Raw genomic sequence first — 17,226 nt, 5'->3', positions numbered from 1 at the left:
TTATTAGATTTTTTTTTTTGAAACTTTAATTACAAGTACCTTGACTTTGTGGTGAATTTTTTTTGGTTTTTGAAATAGTTTTAACTCCATCAGAATTCATTGCCCTAATCTCTTGTCCTAATTGACCTGGACTCCTTCCAGAAAATGTTATGCTGTTTACTGTTGTAGAAGGTAGTCCCATTCCCCCTAGATTCCCTATATTTATTGCAAAATCAACACATGCATAGTTGTTAACATTGTAAGTGTCGGGAAAATTTTTGATGTAATTAGTAATTGTTGTTAGTTGGGAGTTTGATATATTTTTTGAAATATTTACATGATATAAATAATCATTGTTGCTTCTTAATTCTGAATTATAATCAGCACCGACAGCAACCAGAGCACTATTAGCACTTGATATTGGATAAAAACCCAAATTCCTAACTATTCCGTTTTGTTCAATACCAATAAATGCATGTCCAACAGAATTTGGTCCCATAATGTCTGATGAGTTTTCTCTTGGTTGTTGAACGTAAATGGTAAGTTTTGCGTCTTTTGTTAAATCAAAACATTTTAATTCTTCATTTGGATCGATTTTTGAGGTATTGGTTAAATCTATGTACACCTCATCCTCTTCTGATATTAATTCGTTTTCATGATTATTTCCACCACCGTATTGAGGGTTTGTATGTTCATGAAATTTAATTTCTTCAGGAGCTACAGAGCTTTCACCTCCTACATATACATAATCATGCGACACATAGTCTAATTTGGAATGTGTATATGTCCAAATACCACCAGGTCCTAACTTGTACCAATCGGTATAATGCTCTGTGGTCACTAAAACATAACAATGAGAGCATGCTATTTCTGTGTCTTCTTGCCTTGAAAAAATATTATCATTTTTTGTTTTTTTGTCATTAAATTCACTAATTAAATAGCCATTTTCAAAACCTTTTATACTTAAGGTCTCTCCTTTTAAGTTGTAATGTGATAATGTGCCTGTAAAGTTATACGGAGAAAAATAAGATATGTCTTGGAGCTTGTTTTCATCGCTTGTTAGAAATTTAATAAGTTGTAAGTTCCACCTATCAGATCCATCTTTAGTAACAATCAATTTGTATTTAAAAAAAAGTTTTTGTTTTGCATTTTCAATAAAAGAGTTGCTATTTAAAATGGTATTAAATTCATAAGAAATAGATTTATTTTCAAGTTCTTCAACCTTATTAAAATTGTTCCAATCTACACTTAAATTATTTTTAACAGCAATATTGTCGAAATTATTAAGTGTAAATTCACTTTTAATCTCTTCTATATCATTAGATGAGACTTGATTGTCATCTTCTTTGTTGCAATTAGTAAATAAAATTACAGTGAATAATAGTAGAGCCCTTTTTAAAATTTTTTGTTTCATGTTTTTAAGATTTATTGATTAATGAAACAATATTAGTTTAGTTATAGTCGTATGAAGTCTTGATTTCATATAAAGTTAAAGATTTCGGACACTTTTTTTGTATTCAACAGGGGTTTTCTCTGTAAATTTTTTAAATGCCGTATAAAAACTAGATTTAGAATTAAAACCAGCTTCTAAACCTATGGCTAAAATAGTGTAGCTATTATATTCGCCATTTACAATCATATCTTTAGCATCATTAACTCTGAGTAAATTTATATAATCATTAAAATTTAAACCAGAGTTTTTGTTTATAAGTTGCGATATATAACCCTCACTTAAATTAAGCTCTCTAGATATGATTTTTAGAGATAAGTTAGGATTTAAATGCAGTTTATTATTAATTATCAATGAGTCTATTTTAGTGTATGAAAATGAAATCTCATTATCTTTTAATGTTTTTAGTTTTTTATCTCTTATTTCTTTTCTTTCATTAAATAATTGTTTTTGTAGAATAGCAGAATAACCTATCCAATAGATTAAAATTGCAACTCCAATCCAAAGAGGGTAAAACTTATAGTAGCCTTTGTCAAAAAAGGTTTCTAGTAAATTTAATGATGCAAACCATAATGTACAAAGAAGTAAACCTATGTATAGAATTCTTTTTAGCCATTTTGTTTTTATAATTACACTCGATGCTACATAGCTAGAATTATTTTTTTCATAAACTATGAGCATCCTAAATACCAAAACAATTACAATAATTGAGAAAATCATCGACATATATTCGATAATTAAATTGAAAAATTTAGCAATCTTCAATTCAATATTTAGAAAGCTTCTAAAAAATAAATATAAAATACTTAAAGTGAAAGGGATAAATAGATATACTTTTTCATATTTACCTATCTTTTTGTTCAAATAACTCTTAACAAATAAAAAAAAGAAAGGAAGCATTAAAAATTCGAATGGAATGAATAATAAATGATTTTTGTCATATAAATATCTTGGTATAATGCCTGTATCTATAAACCAATATTGCAGATTACTAAACGCTAAAGACAAAATAGTAAATGCTAAAAGATAATTAGTGCTAGATTTTAGATTTTTATTTAGAAAAATTATAAAGCTAAAAATCAAGCCATGTATTATTCCTGCAAGAATTAAAACATTAAAAACATTAAAATTTAAACCATCCATAAAACAAATATAAAAAAAAGACTGCTTTTTTAAGCAGTCTTTTATCTAATTTAAAAAACGGTTAAAGTTTATTTTTTCCTAAAAATAGTCTGTTTTCTATCCGGTCCCACAGAAACAATCGTGATAGGGATTTCTAATTCTTTTTCTAAAAATTCTATGTATTCGTTTAATGCTTTAGGCATTTGAGAACCTTCGGACATTTGTGTTAAATCTTCTTTCCAACCATCAACCTCTGTGTAAATAGGTTCTACATTTTCTGGGTCAATATTATATGGGAAATGGTGTATGATGTCGCCTTTATATTTGTAAGCGGTACATACTTTTAGGGTTTTAAAGCCTGAAAGTACATCGCCTTTCATCATCATTAATTGGGTGACGCCATTAACTTGACATGCGTATTTCAGTGCCACTAAATCCAGCCAACCGCAACGCCTTGGTCTGCCTGTGGTAGCACCAAATTCTTGACCTACTCTACTCATGGTAGCACCATCTTCATCAAACAATTCGGTAGGGAAGGGACCTGAACCCACACGGGTTGTGTATGCTTTAAAAATACCAAAAACTTCACCTATTTGGTTTGGTGCCACACCTAAACCAGTACAGGCACCCGCAGCAGTGGTGTTACTTGAGGTTACAAACGGATAGGTTCCAAAATCGATATCCAACAATGAACCTTGCGCACCTTCAGCAAGAATGGTTTGTCCAGATTTTTGTGCTTGGTATATAAATTCTTCCGAATCAATGAATTTTAATGTTTTTAAAACTTCAATAGCTTTAAAAAATTCGGTTTCCAATTCAGCTAAGTTGTATTCAATATCTACATTGTAAAAAGCAATCATACTTTCGTGCTTATCAGCCAATGCTCTATAGCGTTCTTTCCAATCGCTTAATTCCAAATCGCCCACACGAAGTCCGTTTCTACCGGTTTTATCCATGTAAGTGGGCCCAATGCCTTTTAGAGTAGAGCCAATTTTAGCTTTTCCTTTTGAAGCTTCACTAGCAGCATCTAATAAACGATGTGTTGGTAAAATGATGTGTGCTTTACGAGAAATTACCAAGGATTTTCTGTAATCTACATCCTGCGCTTCAAGTTTGTCTAATTCCCCTTTAAAAATTACAGGGTCTATTACAACGCCGTTACCAACTAAATTGGTAGTATCATCATGAAAAATTCCAGAGGGAATGGTATGCAATACATGTTTTTTTCCGTTAAAAACAAGTGTGTGTCCTGCATTTGGACCTCCTTGAAAACGTGCAATAATATTGTAGTTAGAGGTAAGTACGTCAACAATTTTCCCTTTGCCTTCGTCTCCCCATTGTAGTCCTAGTAGTAAATCTACTGCCATTGTAAAAAAAAATTTATTTAGTTGATTTTCTATTTCCGTAGAAATAAAGTGAATGATTATTAATTTCGATATCGAAAATTTCTTCGATGGTTTTTTTGATGGATTGAATTCTTGGATCACAAAACTCTATAACTTCACCAGTATCAGTTAAAATAACATGATCGTGTTGTCTATCGAAATATGATTTTTCGTAATGTGCTTGGTTTTGCCCAAATTGGTGTTTTCTAACCAACTTACATTCAAGAAGCAATTCTATGGTATTGTAAAGCGTCGCACGAGAAACGCGATACTTTTTATTTTTCATATTAAGATATAGAGATTCTATATCGAAATGTTCTTTATTGTTATAAATTTCTTGCAGTATAGCGTATCGTTCGGGCGTTTTGCGGTGTCCGTTATTCTCTAAAAAGTTAGTAAAAACGTTTTTTACTATCTCTTGATTTTTAGTTTCTGCGTTATCATCCATAATTTCGTGGCAAATTTACACTTTTTTTACTGTCTAGTAACCTTATCTATACCATTAATTTTTTTAAGTTTATCTAACAGCTTTTTTAAAAGGGTATTATTTTTTACCACCACATTAATTTTTCCAGAAAATAAACCACCATCACTTTCAAAACTGATACTTTTCATATTGACGTGCATGTTTTCGGAAATTACTTTGGTTACATCGTTTACCAAGCCTATATGGTCTATACCCGTAATTAGTATTTGTGCTGAAAACTCTTGTTGTAACGAGTCTATCCATTTTGCTTGCATAATTCTATATGCATAATTGGATTGTAAACTTAATGCGTTTGGACAAGTTTTTTTATGGACTTTAATACCTTCGGAAACCGTTAAAAAGCCAAAAACATCATCACCAGGAATAGGATTACAGCAACTAGATAATTTATAATCTAACTTTTCTTCTTCTTTTCCAAAAACTAAAGAATCATAATTGGTAGTGATTTCATCTTTCTCAATATCTTCTTTCTTGATGGTTGTTTTTCTAGAGATTTTACTTTTGATGTAACTCATTAAAGCATTGCTTCTAGAAGAGGCATAGTCTTTAAGCATGTTATTGTCTATGGTGCCAATACCAACTCTGTAAAATAAATCTAGACTGGTTTTTAGTTTAAAAAAGCTTACCAATTCGTTAATAGACGCCTCGTTAACAGTTATTTTTAACTGCTTTAATTTTCTGCGAAGTATTTCTTTTCCTTCTTCGGCAATGCGTTTTTTATCTTCACGTAAAGCCGATTTTATTTTACTTCTGGCTCTGGCCGTCGTAGCGTAGTCTAACCAGTTAGGGTTTGGTTTTGCGGTTTCAGAAGTTAAAATATCTACCTGGTCTCCACTTTGTAGAACATGATTTAAGGGTACTAACTTGCCATTTACTTTAGCACCTCGGGTTTTCATACCAACTTCGGTATGTATATTAAAGGCAAAATCTAATGAGGTTGCACCTTTAGGAAGCGATTTTAGTTCTCCGGCAGGTGTGAAAACAAAAATTTCTTTGGAGTATAAATTGAGTTTGAATTGTTCAACAAAATCCACGGCGTTGGTTTCTGGGTTTTCCAATGCTTCTTGCAGTTTGTTTATCCAGTCTTCTAAACTATCTTCTTTTTCGCCTTCTTGTTTATATTTATAATGTGCAGCATATCCTTTTTCAGCAATTTCATTCATACGTTCGCTGCGTATCTGTACTTCAACCCAGCGTCCTTTTGGTCCCATTACGGTTATATGCAATGCTTCGTAACCTGTTGATTTTGGAGAAGAAATCCAATCGCGCAAACGAATGGGATTCGGTCTAAAATGGTCAGTGACTATAGAGTAAATTTTCCAAGCGAGAAATTTTTCAGTGGAAGGATCGCTTGCATAAATAATTCTAATGGCGAATTTATCATATACTTCATCAAAGGAAACCCCTTGTTTAAGCATTTTTCTTCTGATGGAAAAAATAGATTTCGGACGTCCTTTAATAGTGTAGGCTAAATTTTCTTTATCTAATGATTTTTTTATAACCTCACTAAATTGCGCTATATAAAGGTCTTGTTCTTCCTTGCTTTCTTTTATTTTGAATAAAATATCATTATAAACATCGGGGTCGGTATATTTTAATCCTAAATCTTCAAGTTTGGTTTTAATATTATATAGTCCTATACGATGCGCTAAGGGTGCATAAATATATAAGGTTTCAGACGCTATTTTCTCTTGTTTGTCTGAGCGCATTGAATCCATGGTCTGCATATTGTGCAAACGGTCTGCTATTTTTATAATGATTACACGCACATCATCATTAAGTGTAAGCAGCATTTTTCTGAAATTTTCAGCTTGCAAAGACACATCCATGTCTTTTTCTTTACTTAATGAAGATATTTTGGTAAGCCCATCTACAATGGTTGCAACGGTTTTTCCGAATAGGTTTTCAATATCTGCAATTTCATAATCAGGGCTATCTTCAACCACATCATGCAGTAATGCCGCAGCAATGGAAGTGGCGTCAAGCCCAATTTCTTGTGCTACAATTTTGGCAACAGCTATGGGGTGGAAAATATAGGCTTCACCCGATTTTCTACGCTGATCTTTATGTCCGTCCAATGCAATCTCAAAAGCCTTACGAATTAGTTTTTTATCATCGTCGGTTAATGTTGTGTAACTAACTTTTAATAACTCTTTGTAGGCTTTGGTAATGGCTGCATTCTCTTTTTCAATTTCTTCCTCTGTCATAATTTAAAAGTAACATAAAGAATATTAACAACCAATAGGATTGTTAAAATTTATAATGATTTTTTAAGCTTGAGCATTTAAAAAAACAACGAGTTGCGATACGGCTTTTCCGCGGTGTCCAATGCTGTTTTTTAAACTTAAATCCATTTCGGCAAATGTTTTCTCATGGCCTTGGGGTTTAAAAATGGGGTCGTATCCAAAACCATGTTCGCCTTGTTTTGTTTTTGTAATTTCTCCTTTGCAAATACCTGTAAAGATGTGTTGTTTGTTGTTAAGTTGTAAGGCAATTACGGTTTTAAATTGGGCGTTTCTGTTGGGACTGCTTTTTAATGACGCTAATAGTTTGTTCATATTATCATTATCATTGCGTTGTTCGCCTGCGTAACGTGCGGAAAAAACACCAGGTTCTCCATTTAAAGCCTCAACTTCTAAACCTGTATCATCTGCAAAACAATCGTATCCGTATTTTTCTTTAATATAAGTCGCTTTTTGAACAGCGTTACCTTCAATACTGTTTTGGGTTTCAGGAATGTCTTCAAAACATTCAATATCTTTTAAACTGAGTAGTTTGATATGATTAGGAATTAAAGCTTGTACTTCTTTAAGCTTATTTAAATTATTGGTAGCGAAAACGAGTTGCATATAAATTTGATGTAAATTGATTTCAAAAATACTATTATAAAAATTTCAAAATGAATCTATATACGGAAATATTTTAACTTTTTTTGTGATTAAAGTATGAAGGATTTTATTAAAAATAATGTAATTTACATGACGTTAAATTAATAAAAAGTAATTATTATGACAGTAAATTTTCAATACGTAGGAGTAGATGTAAGTGACACATTATCAAATTTCACAGAAGAAAAATTAAAAAAATTATTCAATAAATATGAATTTTTAATAAGTGCTACCGTGTACTTTAAACAAGATGAAAATAAGCATGAAACAGGTAAAATATGTAATATAGAACTAAGTTTACCAGGTCCTAGAATTTTTGCTACTTCTACCGAACGCAATTTTGAAGTAGCTGTAAGAGAGACAATTAGTGATTTAGAGCGCCAATTATCTAAACGAAAAGAGGTTTTTAAAACACATTAGTCAATTAACAATTATCAATTAACAATTGCGAATTATCTATGGTGGTAGGGTTCATTTTTTAATATAGTAAATCCTCTATATAGTTGTTCTATAAAAAATAAGCGAATCATTTGATGGGAAAATGTCATTTTAGATAATGATAGTTTCCCATTTGCTTTATTATAAACATCCTGTGCAAACCCATAGGGGCCTCCAATAACAAAAACTAATTGTTTAATGCCAGAATTCATGTGTTTTTGTAAATACTCCGAAAATGCTACCGAATCGTGTTGTTTTCCGTTTTCATCCAGTAAAATTAAGACATCTGTTGCCGTTAACTTACTTAAAATAAGTTCACCTTCTTTTTGTTTTTGTTGTTCTTCACTTAGGTTTTTGGCCTTTTTTATATCTGGAATAATATCAATCGAAAACTTAATATAAAAACCTAAACGCTTGGTGTAGTCATCCATTAACGATTGTAAATGGTTGTTATCCGTTTTTCCTATGGCAATTAATTTGATGGTCATAATGGCAAAATTACTACATACTATTTATGAATAATGAATTTAAATATGAAAATTTTATAAAATTCATAATTGTAAAATTTAAAAAAGTAAATCTATTTCTTATTTTTGTGCCAAATCAACCCTTAATATGATAACACAAGAGCAATTTGATCAAGAAGTCAAATCTATAATTTCTAATGCCATTAGAGAAGATGTTGGAGATGGCGATCATAGTTCATTAGCATGTATTCCTGAGAATGCCCGAGGAAAAGCGAAGCTTTTAGTAAAAGACAAAGGTATTATTGGAGGTGTTAACTTTGCTAAAAAGGTTTTTGCGTATGTTGATAAAAACTTGAAGCTAGAAGTGCTTATTGAAGATGGTACAGAAGTAACTTATGGCGATGTGGTTATGTATGTAGAAGGTTCATCGCAATCTATATTAAAAGCGGAGCGTACTGTGCTTAATGCTATGCAACGCATGAGTGCTATTGCAACAAAAACACGCATGTTTGTAGATTTGTTAGAAGGCACCAAAACCCAAATTTTAGATACTAGAAAAACCACTCCAGGTATTCGTGTACTAGAAAAATGGGCTGTGAAAATTGGTGGTGGTGAAAACCACAGGTTTGCTTTATACGATATGATCATGCTAAAAGATAACCATATTGATTTTGCAGGAGGCATTACTAAAGCTGTAGAAATGAGCAAGCAGTATTTAAAAGACACTGGAAAAGATTTAAAAATTATGGTTGAAGCCAGAAACTTAATTGAAGTTGAAGAAATTTTGCAAAACGATGGTATTTATAGAATTTTACTCGATAATTTCGATTATGAAGATACCAAAAAAGCGGTAAAAATGATAGGGGATAGATGTTTAACGGAATCTTCTGGTAACATAAATGAAACTACCATTAGGCATTATGCCGAGTGTGGTGTTAATTATATTTCATCGGGCGCATTAACGCATTCCGTTCATAATATGGATTTAAGCTTAAAAGCTATAAAGTAGTTTTACTTGCTATATTTTTAATGTCAGTATAATTTACTTTTATTATACTGACATTTTTAATTTTAATAACTTTGTTGTGAATTTTAACGTACATCATTAATGACAAAGCCCCTTGACGAAAAACTCGATAAAATTCCTGTATTAAATGTATTGGTGCGTTTTTTTAAAAGAGCCAAATTACCAGGTTTAGAAGGTTTATCGTTCTACGATTTATTGGAACTCTATATTACCGGTATTGTAAAAGGAGCTTTAACCACTAGGGCAAGTGCCATTGCCTTTAGTTTTTTTATGGCATTGTTTCCTTTTTTACTGTTTATTCTAATTGTTATCCCTTATGTGCCTATAGATGATTTTAAAATTGAATTTCTTCGGTTTTTAGAATCATTTTTACCTCCAAATACTTCCGATTTTTTCTTTGATAGCATTTTTGATGGTATCGATAATTCACAACGAGGAGGTTTGTTATCATCCGTATTTATATTATCTATAGCACTTATGGCAAATGGCGTGAATGCCTTGTTTTCTGGTTTTGAAAACTCTTACCACGAGCAGTTATCTAGAAACGTATTTAAGCAATATCTATATGCATTGGGAGTGGCTTTAATTTTAGCTTTTTTGCTAATATTTACCATCGCGGTATTGGGTTATTTTCAAATTTATGTGGTGCAAAGGGTGTTAGATACTTTGCATAACAAAGGGTACAATGTTGAGGCGCAAAGTGTATTTTGGTTTAATATGGCCAAATATGTGTTTTTCGTTTTCATTGTATATATAGCTACGGCAACCATGTATTATTTTGGAACTAAAGAAGGAAAATATTCTAAATTCTTTTCTGTGGGTGCTGGTTTTACAACGTCCCTTATTATAATATTGTCTTATTTATTTGGTATTTATATTGAAAACTTTGGTCAGTATAACAAGCTATACGGCTCCATTGGAGCACTTTTAATTCTCATGATTTATTTATGGCTTAATGCCAATATTTTATTGTTGGGTTATGAGTTAAATGCATCAATTCAATTTTTAAAAAAATATCCTAAAGAGAATAATTAATACTGATATTTTTTAATTTTATACACTTTGGGATATATATCCAAAGTGAATCCAACTCATTTATTCTTAGTACTTAATGTAAATTGAAGTAGGTTTCCTTTAAAATTTTAATCCCGAATTTTATTTTCTAAGATAGTTTTTAAAGGAAACCTATTATCTTTGGTTATGCCAAATTTTATAGACGTCATTATACCCGTACCACTTCAAAAGTTGTTTACTTATAGCATTACAATAGCTGAATCTGAATTTTTACAACCGGGTATGCGCGTATCTGTGCCTTTCGGAAAATCGAAAATTTACACGGGTATTGTGGCTAAAATTCATAATAGTCCACCAACAACCTATGAAGCTAAAGAAATTCATCAAATATTAGATGAGGGTCCAATTGTTAACGAAAAGCAATTGCAATTATGGCAATGGATTGCGAATTATTACATGTGTACCTTAGGAGATGTGATGCGAGCAGCCTTACCAAACGCATTTATTTTAGAGAGCGAAACGGTTATTACCAAACACAGTAAAATTATAGATGAATCTATATTGAAAGATGATGAGTTTTTGGTTTATGAAGCCTTGCAACATCAATCGTCTTTGAAAATCCATGATATTTCCAATATTCTCGATAAAAAAAATGTGCTTCCCGTTATTAAACGGTTGATTGAAAAAGAAGCTATTTCAGTAGAAGAAGAAGTGTATGAAAAATACAAACCAAAATTAGTTAGATATGTAAAGCTGCACACAAACTTTACATCGGAATCATCGCTTCAAAAACTGTTGGAAGATTTAAGTCGGGCACCCAAACAGCATCAAGTTATTTTAACCTTATTTTCTATTTCGGCAACAACGAAAAAACCTGTAAAAGTAGCCGATTTATCAAAGGAAAGCGATGCTTCCCCAGCCATTATAAAATCATTAATAGATAAAGGCATTCTTGAGGAATATTTTATTCAAACCGATCGAGTTCAGTATTCGGGTGATGAGAATGAAGATTCTAAAAACTTAAACGAATATCAAAACATAGCATTAACCGAAATTAAGGAATCGTTTAAAGAACAATCTGTGGTGTTGCTTCATGGTGTAACATCTTCTGGTAAAACCGAAGTATATGTAAAACTTATTGAAGACGTTTTAAATAAAGGGCAACAAGTGTTGTATTTATTACCAGAAATAGCATTAACAGCACAACTAATTACCCGTTTACAAAATTATTTTGGCGAACAGGTGGCAGTGTTCCATTCTAAATATTCGTCGCATGAACGTGTTGAGGTTTGGAATAATGTGTTAAACAATTCCGCGAAAGCGCAAATAGTTTTAGGCGCACGTTCTTCTATATTTTTGCCATTCCATAGTTTAGGATTGATTATTGTAGACGAAGAGCACGAACAGTCTTTCAAACAATTCGACCCAGCACCGCGTTACCATGCACGCGATACCGCTGTTGTTTTGGCACATATACACGAAGCGAAAACGCTTTTAGGTTCGGCAACCCCCAGTTTGGAAAGTTTTTTTAATGCGAAACAGAATAAATACGGCTTTGTTGAAATAACCAAGCGCTTTAATGATGTTTTAATGCCCGATATTGAATTGGTCGATATTAAAGATAAGCTAAAAAAGAAACAGATGAAAGGGCATTTTAGCGACCGACTTATTGAAGAAATGACGGAGGCTTTGCGCGACGGCCATCAAATTATACTGTTTCAAAACCGACGCGGGTTTTCACCCATTGTAGAATGTCATACCTGTGGGCATTCACCGCAGTGCCCTAATTGCGATGTGAGTTTAACTTACCATCAATATCGCGACCAATTACGCTGTCATTATTGTGGGTTTGTTGAAGTGATGCCGAAAACCTGTAAAGCTTGCGGAAGTCCGGAATTGGATAATAAAGGTTTTGGAACCGAACAAATAGAGGCCGAGGTTACATTGTTATTTCCAGATTACAAAGTTGCAAGGATGGATTTAGACACCACGCGCGGAAAATATGGTTACGAAAAAATTATTACGGCATTAGAACAACAAGAAATTGATATTTTGGTAGGAACCCAAATGTTAACTAAAGGCTTGGATTTTAGAAATGTAAAGTTGGTTGGTATTATGAATGCTGATAACATGCTGAACTTCCCCGATTTTAGAGCGCACGAACGTAGTTTTCAGCTCATGTTGCAAGTATCGGGTAGGGCGGGACGTACTGAAGAACGCGGGAAAGTATTAATTCAAACCTATAATCCGCACCATAATATATTACAGCAAGTTTCTACCAATAATTATATAGATATGTATAACGAACAAATGAATGATCGTTATAATTACAAATATCCCCCGGTTTATAAGCAAATAAAAATAACTTTAAAGCATAAAGATTTTAGTAGGGTAGATACGGCTTCCGTTTGGTATGCCAAATCGCTTCGTAATGTGTTTGGAGATAATGTTTTAGGACCAGAATCGCCACCTATTGCTAGAATTAGAAATCAGTTTTATAAAAACATATTGGTAAAAATTCCTAAAAAGCAATCTTTATCAAAAACAAAAGAAGCTATCATTAAAATAAATAATAGCTTCTTGAATGTAAAAGATTTTCGGTCGGTTAAAGTAATTTTAAATGTCGATAACTTTTAAATTTAGCTGGTTAAAACTAAATATTATTTAAAGCATCAACCAATTGGGTCTTCTTATTTCTACTTAAAGGAATCTCGTAAGCACCAACTTCAACATTTTTACTGTTAAACCTGTCAATTTTATCTAAATTCACAATGTAGGATTTGTGAATTCTTAAAAATTTATTCTCAGGTAATTCTTTTTCAAAAGATTTCATAGTAGAAAGTACTACTAAGCTGTTTTCTTCTGTAACAAGTTTTACATAATCACCAAGTGCTTCAATCCACTTAATATCTTTGATGTAAACTTTACGTTTTTTCAAATTACTTTTAACAAAGATGTGTTCACCTTCTTCTTCGTTAAAATCTTGAGTCAATTTGTGTTGCTCTAGAGCTTTCTCTACGGCTACATTAAAACGTTCTCTCGTAATTGGTTTGTGTAAATAATCGGTAGCATCATAATTAAATGCTTTAAAAGCATATTCAGTTTTACCGGTTACAAAAATAATTTGAGGTTTGTTGTTTAAAACATCTAAAAGTTCAAATCCGTTTAGCACTGGCATTTCAATGTCTAAAAAGATTAAGTCTACTTGGTGTGTGTTTAAACCATTTTTGGTTTCTAAAGCACTACTGTACTCTGCTATTAAGTTTAGAGCTGGGTGATTCTCTACTAACTTAACAATGGAGAGACGCTGTATTGCTGAATCGTCTACTACTACACAGTTTAAAGTCATAACATTTATATTATTTCGGTTAAGATATCGACAATAGTACAAAAAATTCGGCTAAAAACCAAAAAACATCGTTAAACAGTTTAAATTAACATAATTTTAACATTTGTTTCCAAAAGCAAATATAGGGTAAAATATAGTATCAATATAGTTGTTTAATATGTTTTTATTAACTATTTTTGCACCCATTTTTAACAATAAACACGATTTTTATGAATCATTATGAAACTGTTTTCATCTTAAATCCCGTTTTATCTGAAGACCAGATAAAGGAAACAGTAAAGAAATACGAAGATTTTCTTGTTTCTAACGGCGCTAAGATGGTATCAAAAGAAGATTGGGGGCTTAAAAAATTAGCTTACCCTATTCAAAACAAAAAAAGTGGTTTTTATCACTTATTCGAGTACACTGTTGCAGGTGACGTTATTAACACTTTAGAAGTAGAGTTTAGACGTGACGAACGTTTTATGCGTTATTTAACAGTAGCGTTAGACAAGCACGCTATTTCATGGGCAGAGAGAAGAAGAGTTAAACTTAAACAAAAAGCTTAATTATGTCATCTATAGAACAACAATCTAAAGGAAAAAAAGACGGAGAAATTAGATATTTAACTCCTCTTAATATTGACACAAACAAGAAGAAAAAGTACTGTATGTTTCAAAAATCTGGAATCAAGTATGTTGATTACAAAGATCCAGATTTCTTATTAAAGTTTATAAACGAACAAGGTAAAATTTTACCAAGACGTTTAACAGGAACTTCATTAAAGTATCAAAGAAAAGTGGCTGTTGCTGTAAAAAGAGCACGTCATTTAGCTTTAATGCCTTATGTAGCAGATTTATTAAAATAAAATACCGATAACAATGGAACTTATATTAAAACAAGACGTTGAAAATTTAGGATTTAAAGACGATGTTGTAACAGTTAAGAACGGTTATGGTAGAAATTTTTTAATCCCACAAGGGCATGCTGTTATGGCTACGGCTTCTGCTAAAAAAGTATTGGCAGAAAACTTAAAGCAACGTGCTTATAAAGAGAAGAAAGAAATTGATGAAGCTAACGTAATTGCTGAAGCTATCAAAGCTTTAGAAATTAAAATTCCAGCAAAAGTTGGAACAGGCGATAAATTATTCGGTTCTGTAAACAACATTGATGTTGCTGCTGCTTTAGAAAAAGAAGGTCAATCTATCGATAAAAAATTCATTTCAGTTACCACTGTAAAACGTACAGGCAAATATACTGCTGTAGTACGTTTACACAGAGCTGTAACCGTAGATTTAGATTTTGAAGTTATCGCACAAGCTGCTGAGTAATTTCACATAGATTTATATAAAAGCCTCAACCTAGTTGGGGCTTTTTTGTTGTTTTTTAAACCTCACAGGTTTTTAAAACCTTTAAGGTTTCTTAAGAACGATATTTAATTTAAATAAACCCTCACTTTTGGGGAGATTAAGAAGAAACATGAAATATTCAAGACTTACAAAAGAGCAATTTGAAGAACTGCACCAAGAGTTTATAAATTTTTTGGCAACCCAATCTATTACAGCTGATGAATGGGCCAATTTAAAAGTAAATAAACCAGAATTGGCAGAAACCGAGTTGGATGTTTTTAGCGATTTAATTTGGGAAGGCGTTTTAAACAAAGCAGAATATTTAGAACATTTTTCGGCGCAACACATGTATTTATTCCGCTTAGGAAAGAAAAAAATGAAAGCCATTGTGGTAAACGTAAAAAATAAAGAGGTAGATATTACCACCAAAGAAGGCTATAATTGGTTACGTGAAAATTTAATGGATGAACGTGTTGAGTTTTTACAAGCCGATAAAGATTATACCGAAGATAAAAACCTAGATAAATTTAAAATGATTGAACAGGGTGCCGTAATAACCAAAGGCGATTTGTTTAAGTATTTTGATGAATTAATCAATTAGTCTTTTGTAAATTCGCAGCTAATAAAAAATGTTTAAATGTTTATACGTTGAATTGTTTAGTTGTAACAACCAATTCGTAATTCGTAATTCGTAATTCGTAATTGAATATGGCTCAAAAACCAAGCATCCCAAAAGGAACCCGAGATTTTAATCCTGAACAAGTAGCAAAACGCCATTATATTTTTAATACCATTCGTGGTGCTTTTGAAACGTTCGGATTTCAACCTATTGAAACACCAAGTTTTGAAAACTCTGAAACCTTAATGGGAAAATATGGTGACGAAGGGGATCGTTTGATTTTTAAGATTTTGAATTCTGGGGATTATTTGGCAAAGGTAGACGAGCAAGCCTATGCAAATAGGGACTCGTTAAAGTTAACTTCAAATATCTCTGAAAAAGCCCTGCGCTACGACCTAACCGTACCCTTCGCACGTTACGTAGTACAACACCAAAACGAGATTGAATTTCCGTTTAAGCGTTACCAAATTCAACCTGTTTGGCGTGCCGACAGACCGCAAAAAGGGCGTTTTAGAGAGTTTTACCAATGCGATGCCGATGTGGTTGGTAGTAAATCGCTTTGGCAAGAAGTAGAATTTATTCAATTATACGACACCGTTTTTTCAACTTTAAAATTGGAAGGTGTCACCATTAAAATCAATAATCGTAAAATACTTTCGGGTATTGCTGAAGTTATTGGTGCTTCTGATAAACTCATCGATTTTACGGTCGCTTTAGATAAGCTTGATAAAATAGGTGAGGAGAAGGTGAAAGAAGAAATGCTTTCCAAAGGGATTTCAGAAGAAGGGATTTCTAAATTACAGCCCTTATTTACCTTGTCAGGTTCGTTTGAATCGCAAATTGAAAGTTTAAAAACCATTTTATCTTCTTCAGCAGAAGGTACAAAAGGTATTGAAGAATTGGCTTTTATAAATGAAGCCATTTCAGAGTTAGGTTTAAAAACAGCTACATTACAATTAGATGTTACGTTGGCACGTGGCTTAAACTACTACACCGGTGCTATTTTTGAAGTTGCTGCACCCAAAACCGTGCAAATGGGTTCTATTGGTGGTGGCGGACGCTATGACGACCTTACCAGTATTTTTGGAAAACCAGACACAAGTGGTGTAGGCATCAGTTTTGGTTTGGACCGTATTTATTTGGTGTTGGAAGAATTAGGTTTGTTCCCAGAAACGGTAACTAAAAACGTAGAAGTTTTATTTATTAATTTTGGAGATAGAGAAGCGTTGTATTGTTTAAAAGCCATTAAAGAATTACGTTCGGCAGGTATTCATACTGAATTGTACCCCGATGCCGCTAAAATGCGAAAGCAAATGGATCATGCCAATAAACGTAACATTCCGTTTGTGGTTTTGGTAGGCGAGGAGGAAGTTGCTTCAAACACCTATACTTTAAAAAATATGGTTTCGGGAGAGCAGTTTAAAGTATCACTTTCTGAATTGGTAAATCATTTGAAATAAAGAAAAAGCTGCCTGAAAAGTGTGGTTCTATGTCATATTGAGCTTGTCGAAATATTTCAATTTACCGATAATCAATATCGGTTTCGACAAGCTCCTTTAGATTTGTTTTTATAAATTTAAGAAAGAGAAAGGAAATAAAGTGAACTAAGACAGGCTCTGAATTTTAATGTTCAATATGTGATTTAGACTTTACTTCCCTTTCATCAAGAACTC

Annotated in this window: 17 protein-coding genes; 9 read left to right on the top strand and 8 right to left on the bottom strand. The window is 32.3% G+C overall.

The window, feature by feature from the left end; all coding sequences use genetic code 11:
* Window positions 1-25: 25 nt before the first annotated feature.
* The 6 genes from J8H85_RS08205 to J8H85_RS08180 form a co-directional block, all read right to left on the bottom strand.
* On the bottom strand, window positions 26-1,393 hold the full coding sequence (locus J8H85_RS08205; RefSeq protein ID WP_209654439.1) for a hypothetical protein: 1,368 nt from the start codon (window positions 1,391-1,393) through the stop codon (window positions 26-28).
* 75 nt (window positions 1,394-1,468) lie between these two features.
* The gene (locus J8H85_RS08200) at window positions 1,469-2,572 is read right to left on the bottom strand and encodes a helix-turn-helix domain-containing protein (RefSeq protein WP_209654437.1); all 1,104 of its coding nucleotides are present in this window, start codon (window positions 2,570-2,572) and stop codon (window positions 1,469-1,471) included.
* Window positions 2,573-2,640: 68 nt separating this feature from the next.
* Window positions 2,641-3,918 (bottom strand): adenylosuccinate synthase, encoded by a 1,278-nt coding sequence (locus J8H85_RS08195; RefSeq protein ID WP_209654435.1) that lies wholly within the window; start codon window positions 3,916-3,918, stop codon window positions 2,641-2,643.
* 13 nt (window positions 3,919-3,931) lie between these two features.
* A complete protein-coding gene (locus J8H85_RS08190; RefSeq protein ID WP_209654433.1) occupies window positions 3,932-4,384 on the bottom strand; it encodes a Fur family transcriptional regulator in 453 nt (150 codons plus the stop codon).
* 26 nt (window positions 4,385-4,410) lie between these two features.
* Window positions 4,411-6,630 (bottom strand): RelA/SpoT family protein, encoded by a 2,220-nt coding sequence (locus tag J8H85_RS08185; RefSeq protein ID WP_209654431.1) that lies wholly within the window; start codon window positions 6,628-6,630, stop codon window positions 4,411-4,413.
* Window positions 6,631-6,693: 63 nt separating this feature from the next.
* Window positions 6,694-7,272, bottom strand: coding sequence for a non-canonical purine NTP diphosphatase (locus J8H85_RS08180; RefSeq protein ID WP_209654429.1), 579 nt, complete (start codon window positions 7,270-7,272; stop codon window positions 6,694-6,696).
* A 159-nt stretch (window positions 7,273-7,431) separates the two neighbouring features.
* Here J8H85_RS08180 and hpf point away from each other — a divergent pair, with 159 nt between their 5' ends.
* Window positions 7,432-7,731 carry a ribosome hibernation-promoting factor, HPF/YfiA family gene (gene hpf / locus J8H85_RS08175; RefSeq protein WP_209654427.1) on the top strand — a complete coding sequence of 100 codons (300 nt, stop codon included), beginning with the start codon at window positions 7,432-7,434 and terminating at the stop codon, window positions 7,729-7,731.
* Window positions 7,732-7,763: 32 nt separating this feature from the next.
* Here hpf and rlmH read toward each other — a convergent pair whose 3' ends face one another.
* Window positions 7,764-8,237, bottom strand: coding sequence for a 23S rRNA (pseudouridine(1915)-N(3))-methyltransferase RlmH (gene rlmH / locus J8H85_RS08170; RefSeq protein ID WP_209654425.1), 474 nt, complete (start codon window positions 8,235-8,237; stop codon window positions 7,764-7,766).
* 127 nt (window positions 8,238-8,364) lie between these two features.
* Here rlmH and nadC point away from each other — a divergent pair, with 127 nt between their 5' ends.
* The 3 genes from nadC to priA all read left to right on the top strand — a co-directional run bounded on the left by nadC (window position 8,365) and on the right by priA (window position 12,894).
* Entirely contained in the window at window positions 8,365-9,225 is an 861-nt protein-coding gene (gene nadC / locus J8H85_RS08165) for a carboxylating nicotinate-nucleotide diphosphorylase (RefSeq protein ID WP_209654423.1), read from the top strand.
* 99 nt (window positions 9,226-9,324) lie between these two features.
* Window positions 9,325-10,278 carry a YihY/virulence factor BrkB family protein gene (locus tag J8H85_RS08160; RefSeq protein WP_209654421.1) on the top strand — a complete coding sequence of 318 codons (954 nt, stop codon included), beginning with the start codon at window positions 9,325-9,327 and terminating at the stop codon, window positions 10,276-10,278.
* 165 nt (window positions 10,279-10,443) lie between these two features.
* The gene (priA, locus tag J8H85_RS08155; RefSeq protein WP_209654419.1) at window positions 10,444-12,894 is read left to right on the top strand and encodes a replication restart helicase PriA; all 2,451 of its coding nucleotides are present in this window, start codon (window positions 10,444-10,446) and stop codon (window positions 12,892-12,894) included.
* A 16-nt stretch (window positions 12,895-12,910) separates the two neighbouring features.
* Here the strand turns inward: priA and J8H85_RS08150 are convergent, their stop codons facing one another.
* The gene (locus J8H85_RS08150; RefSeq protein ID WP_132218826.1) at window positions 12,911-13,606 is read right to left on the bottom strand and encodes a LytR/AlgR family response regulator transcription factor; all 696 of its coding nucleotides are present in this window, start codon (window positions 13,604-13,606) and stop codon (window positions 12,911-12,913) included.
* Window positions 13,607-13,815: 209 nt separating this feature from the next.
* On the opposite strand from J8H85_RS08150, the gene rpsF reads away from it, so the two are divergent.
* The 5 genes from rpsF to hisS all read left to right on the top strand — a co-directional run bounded on the left by rpsF (window position 13,816) and on the right by hisS (window position 17,013).
* Window positions 13,816-14,154, top strand: a complete 339-nt coding sequence (gene rpsF / locus J8H85_RS08145; protein WP_209654417.1) for a 30S ribosomal protein S6 — start codon at window positions 13,816-13,818, stop codon at window positions 14,152-14,154.
* A gap of 2 nt (window positions 14,155-14,156) precedes the next feature.
* The gene (gene rpsR, locus J8H85_RS08140; protein ID WP_209654415.1) at window positions 14,157-14,453 is read left to right on the top strand and encodes a 30S ribosomal protein S18; all 297 of its coding nucleotides are present in this window, start codon (window positions 14,157-14,159) and stop codon (window positions 14,451-14,453) included.
* A 13-nt stretch (window positions 14,454-14,466) separates the two neighbouring features.
* The gene (rplI, locus tag J8H85_RS08135; RefSeq protein WP_209654412.1) at window positions 14,467-14,916 is read left to right on the top strand and encodes a 50S ribosomal protein L9; all 450 of its coding nucleotides are present in this window, start codon (window positions 14,467-14,469) and stop codon (window positions 14,914-14,916) included.
* Window positions 14,917-15,064: 148 nt separating this feature from the next.
* Window positions 15,065-15,535 (top strand): DUF6495 family protein, encoded by a 471-nt coding sequence (locus tag J8H85_RS08130; RefSeq protein WP_209654410.1) that lies wholly within the window; start codon window positions 15,065-15,067, stop codon window positions 15,533-15,535.
* 107 nt (window positions 15,536-15,642) lie between these two features.
* On the top strand, window positions 15,643-17,013 hold the full coding sequence (gene hisS / locus J8H85_RS08125) for a histidine--tRNA ligase (RefSeq protein WP_209654409.1): 1,371 nt from the start codon (window positions 15,643-15,645) through the stop codon (window positions 17,011-17,013).
* Window positions 17,014-17,226 lie beyond the last annotated feature (213 nt).

It is taken from the genome of Mariniflexile gromovii (genome assembly GCF_017814435.1).
Classification (GTDB): domain Bacteria; phylum Bacteroidota; class Bacteroidia; order Flavobacteriales; family Flavobacteriaceae; genus Mariniflexile; species Mariniflexile gromovii.
This window is presented reverse-complemented; position numbering and strand designations above follow the sequence as displayed.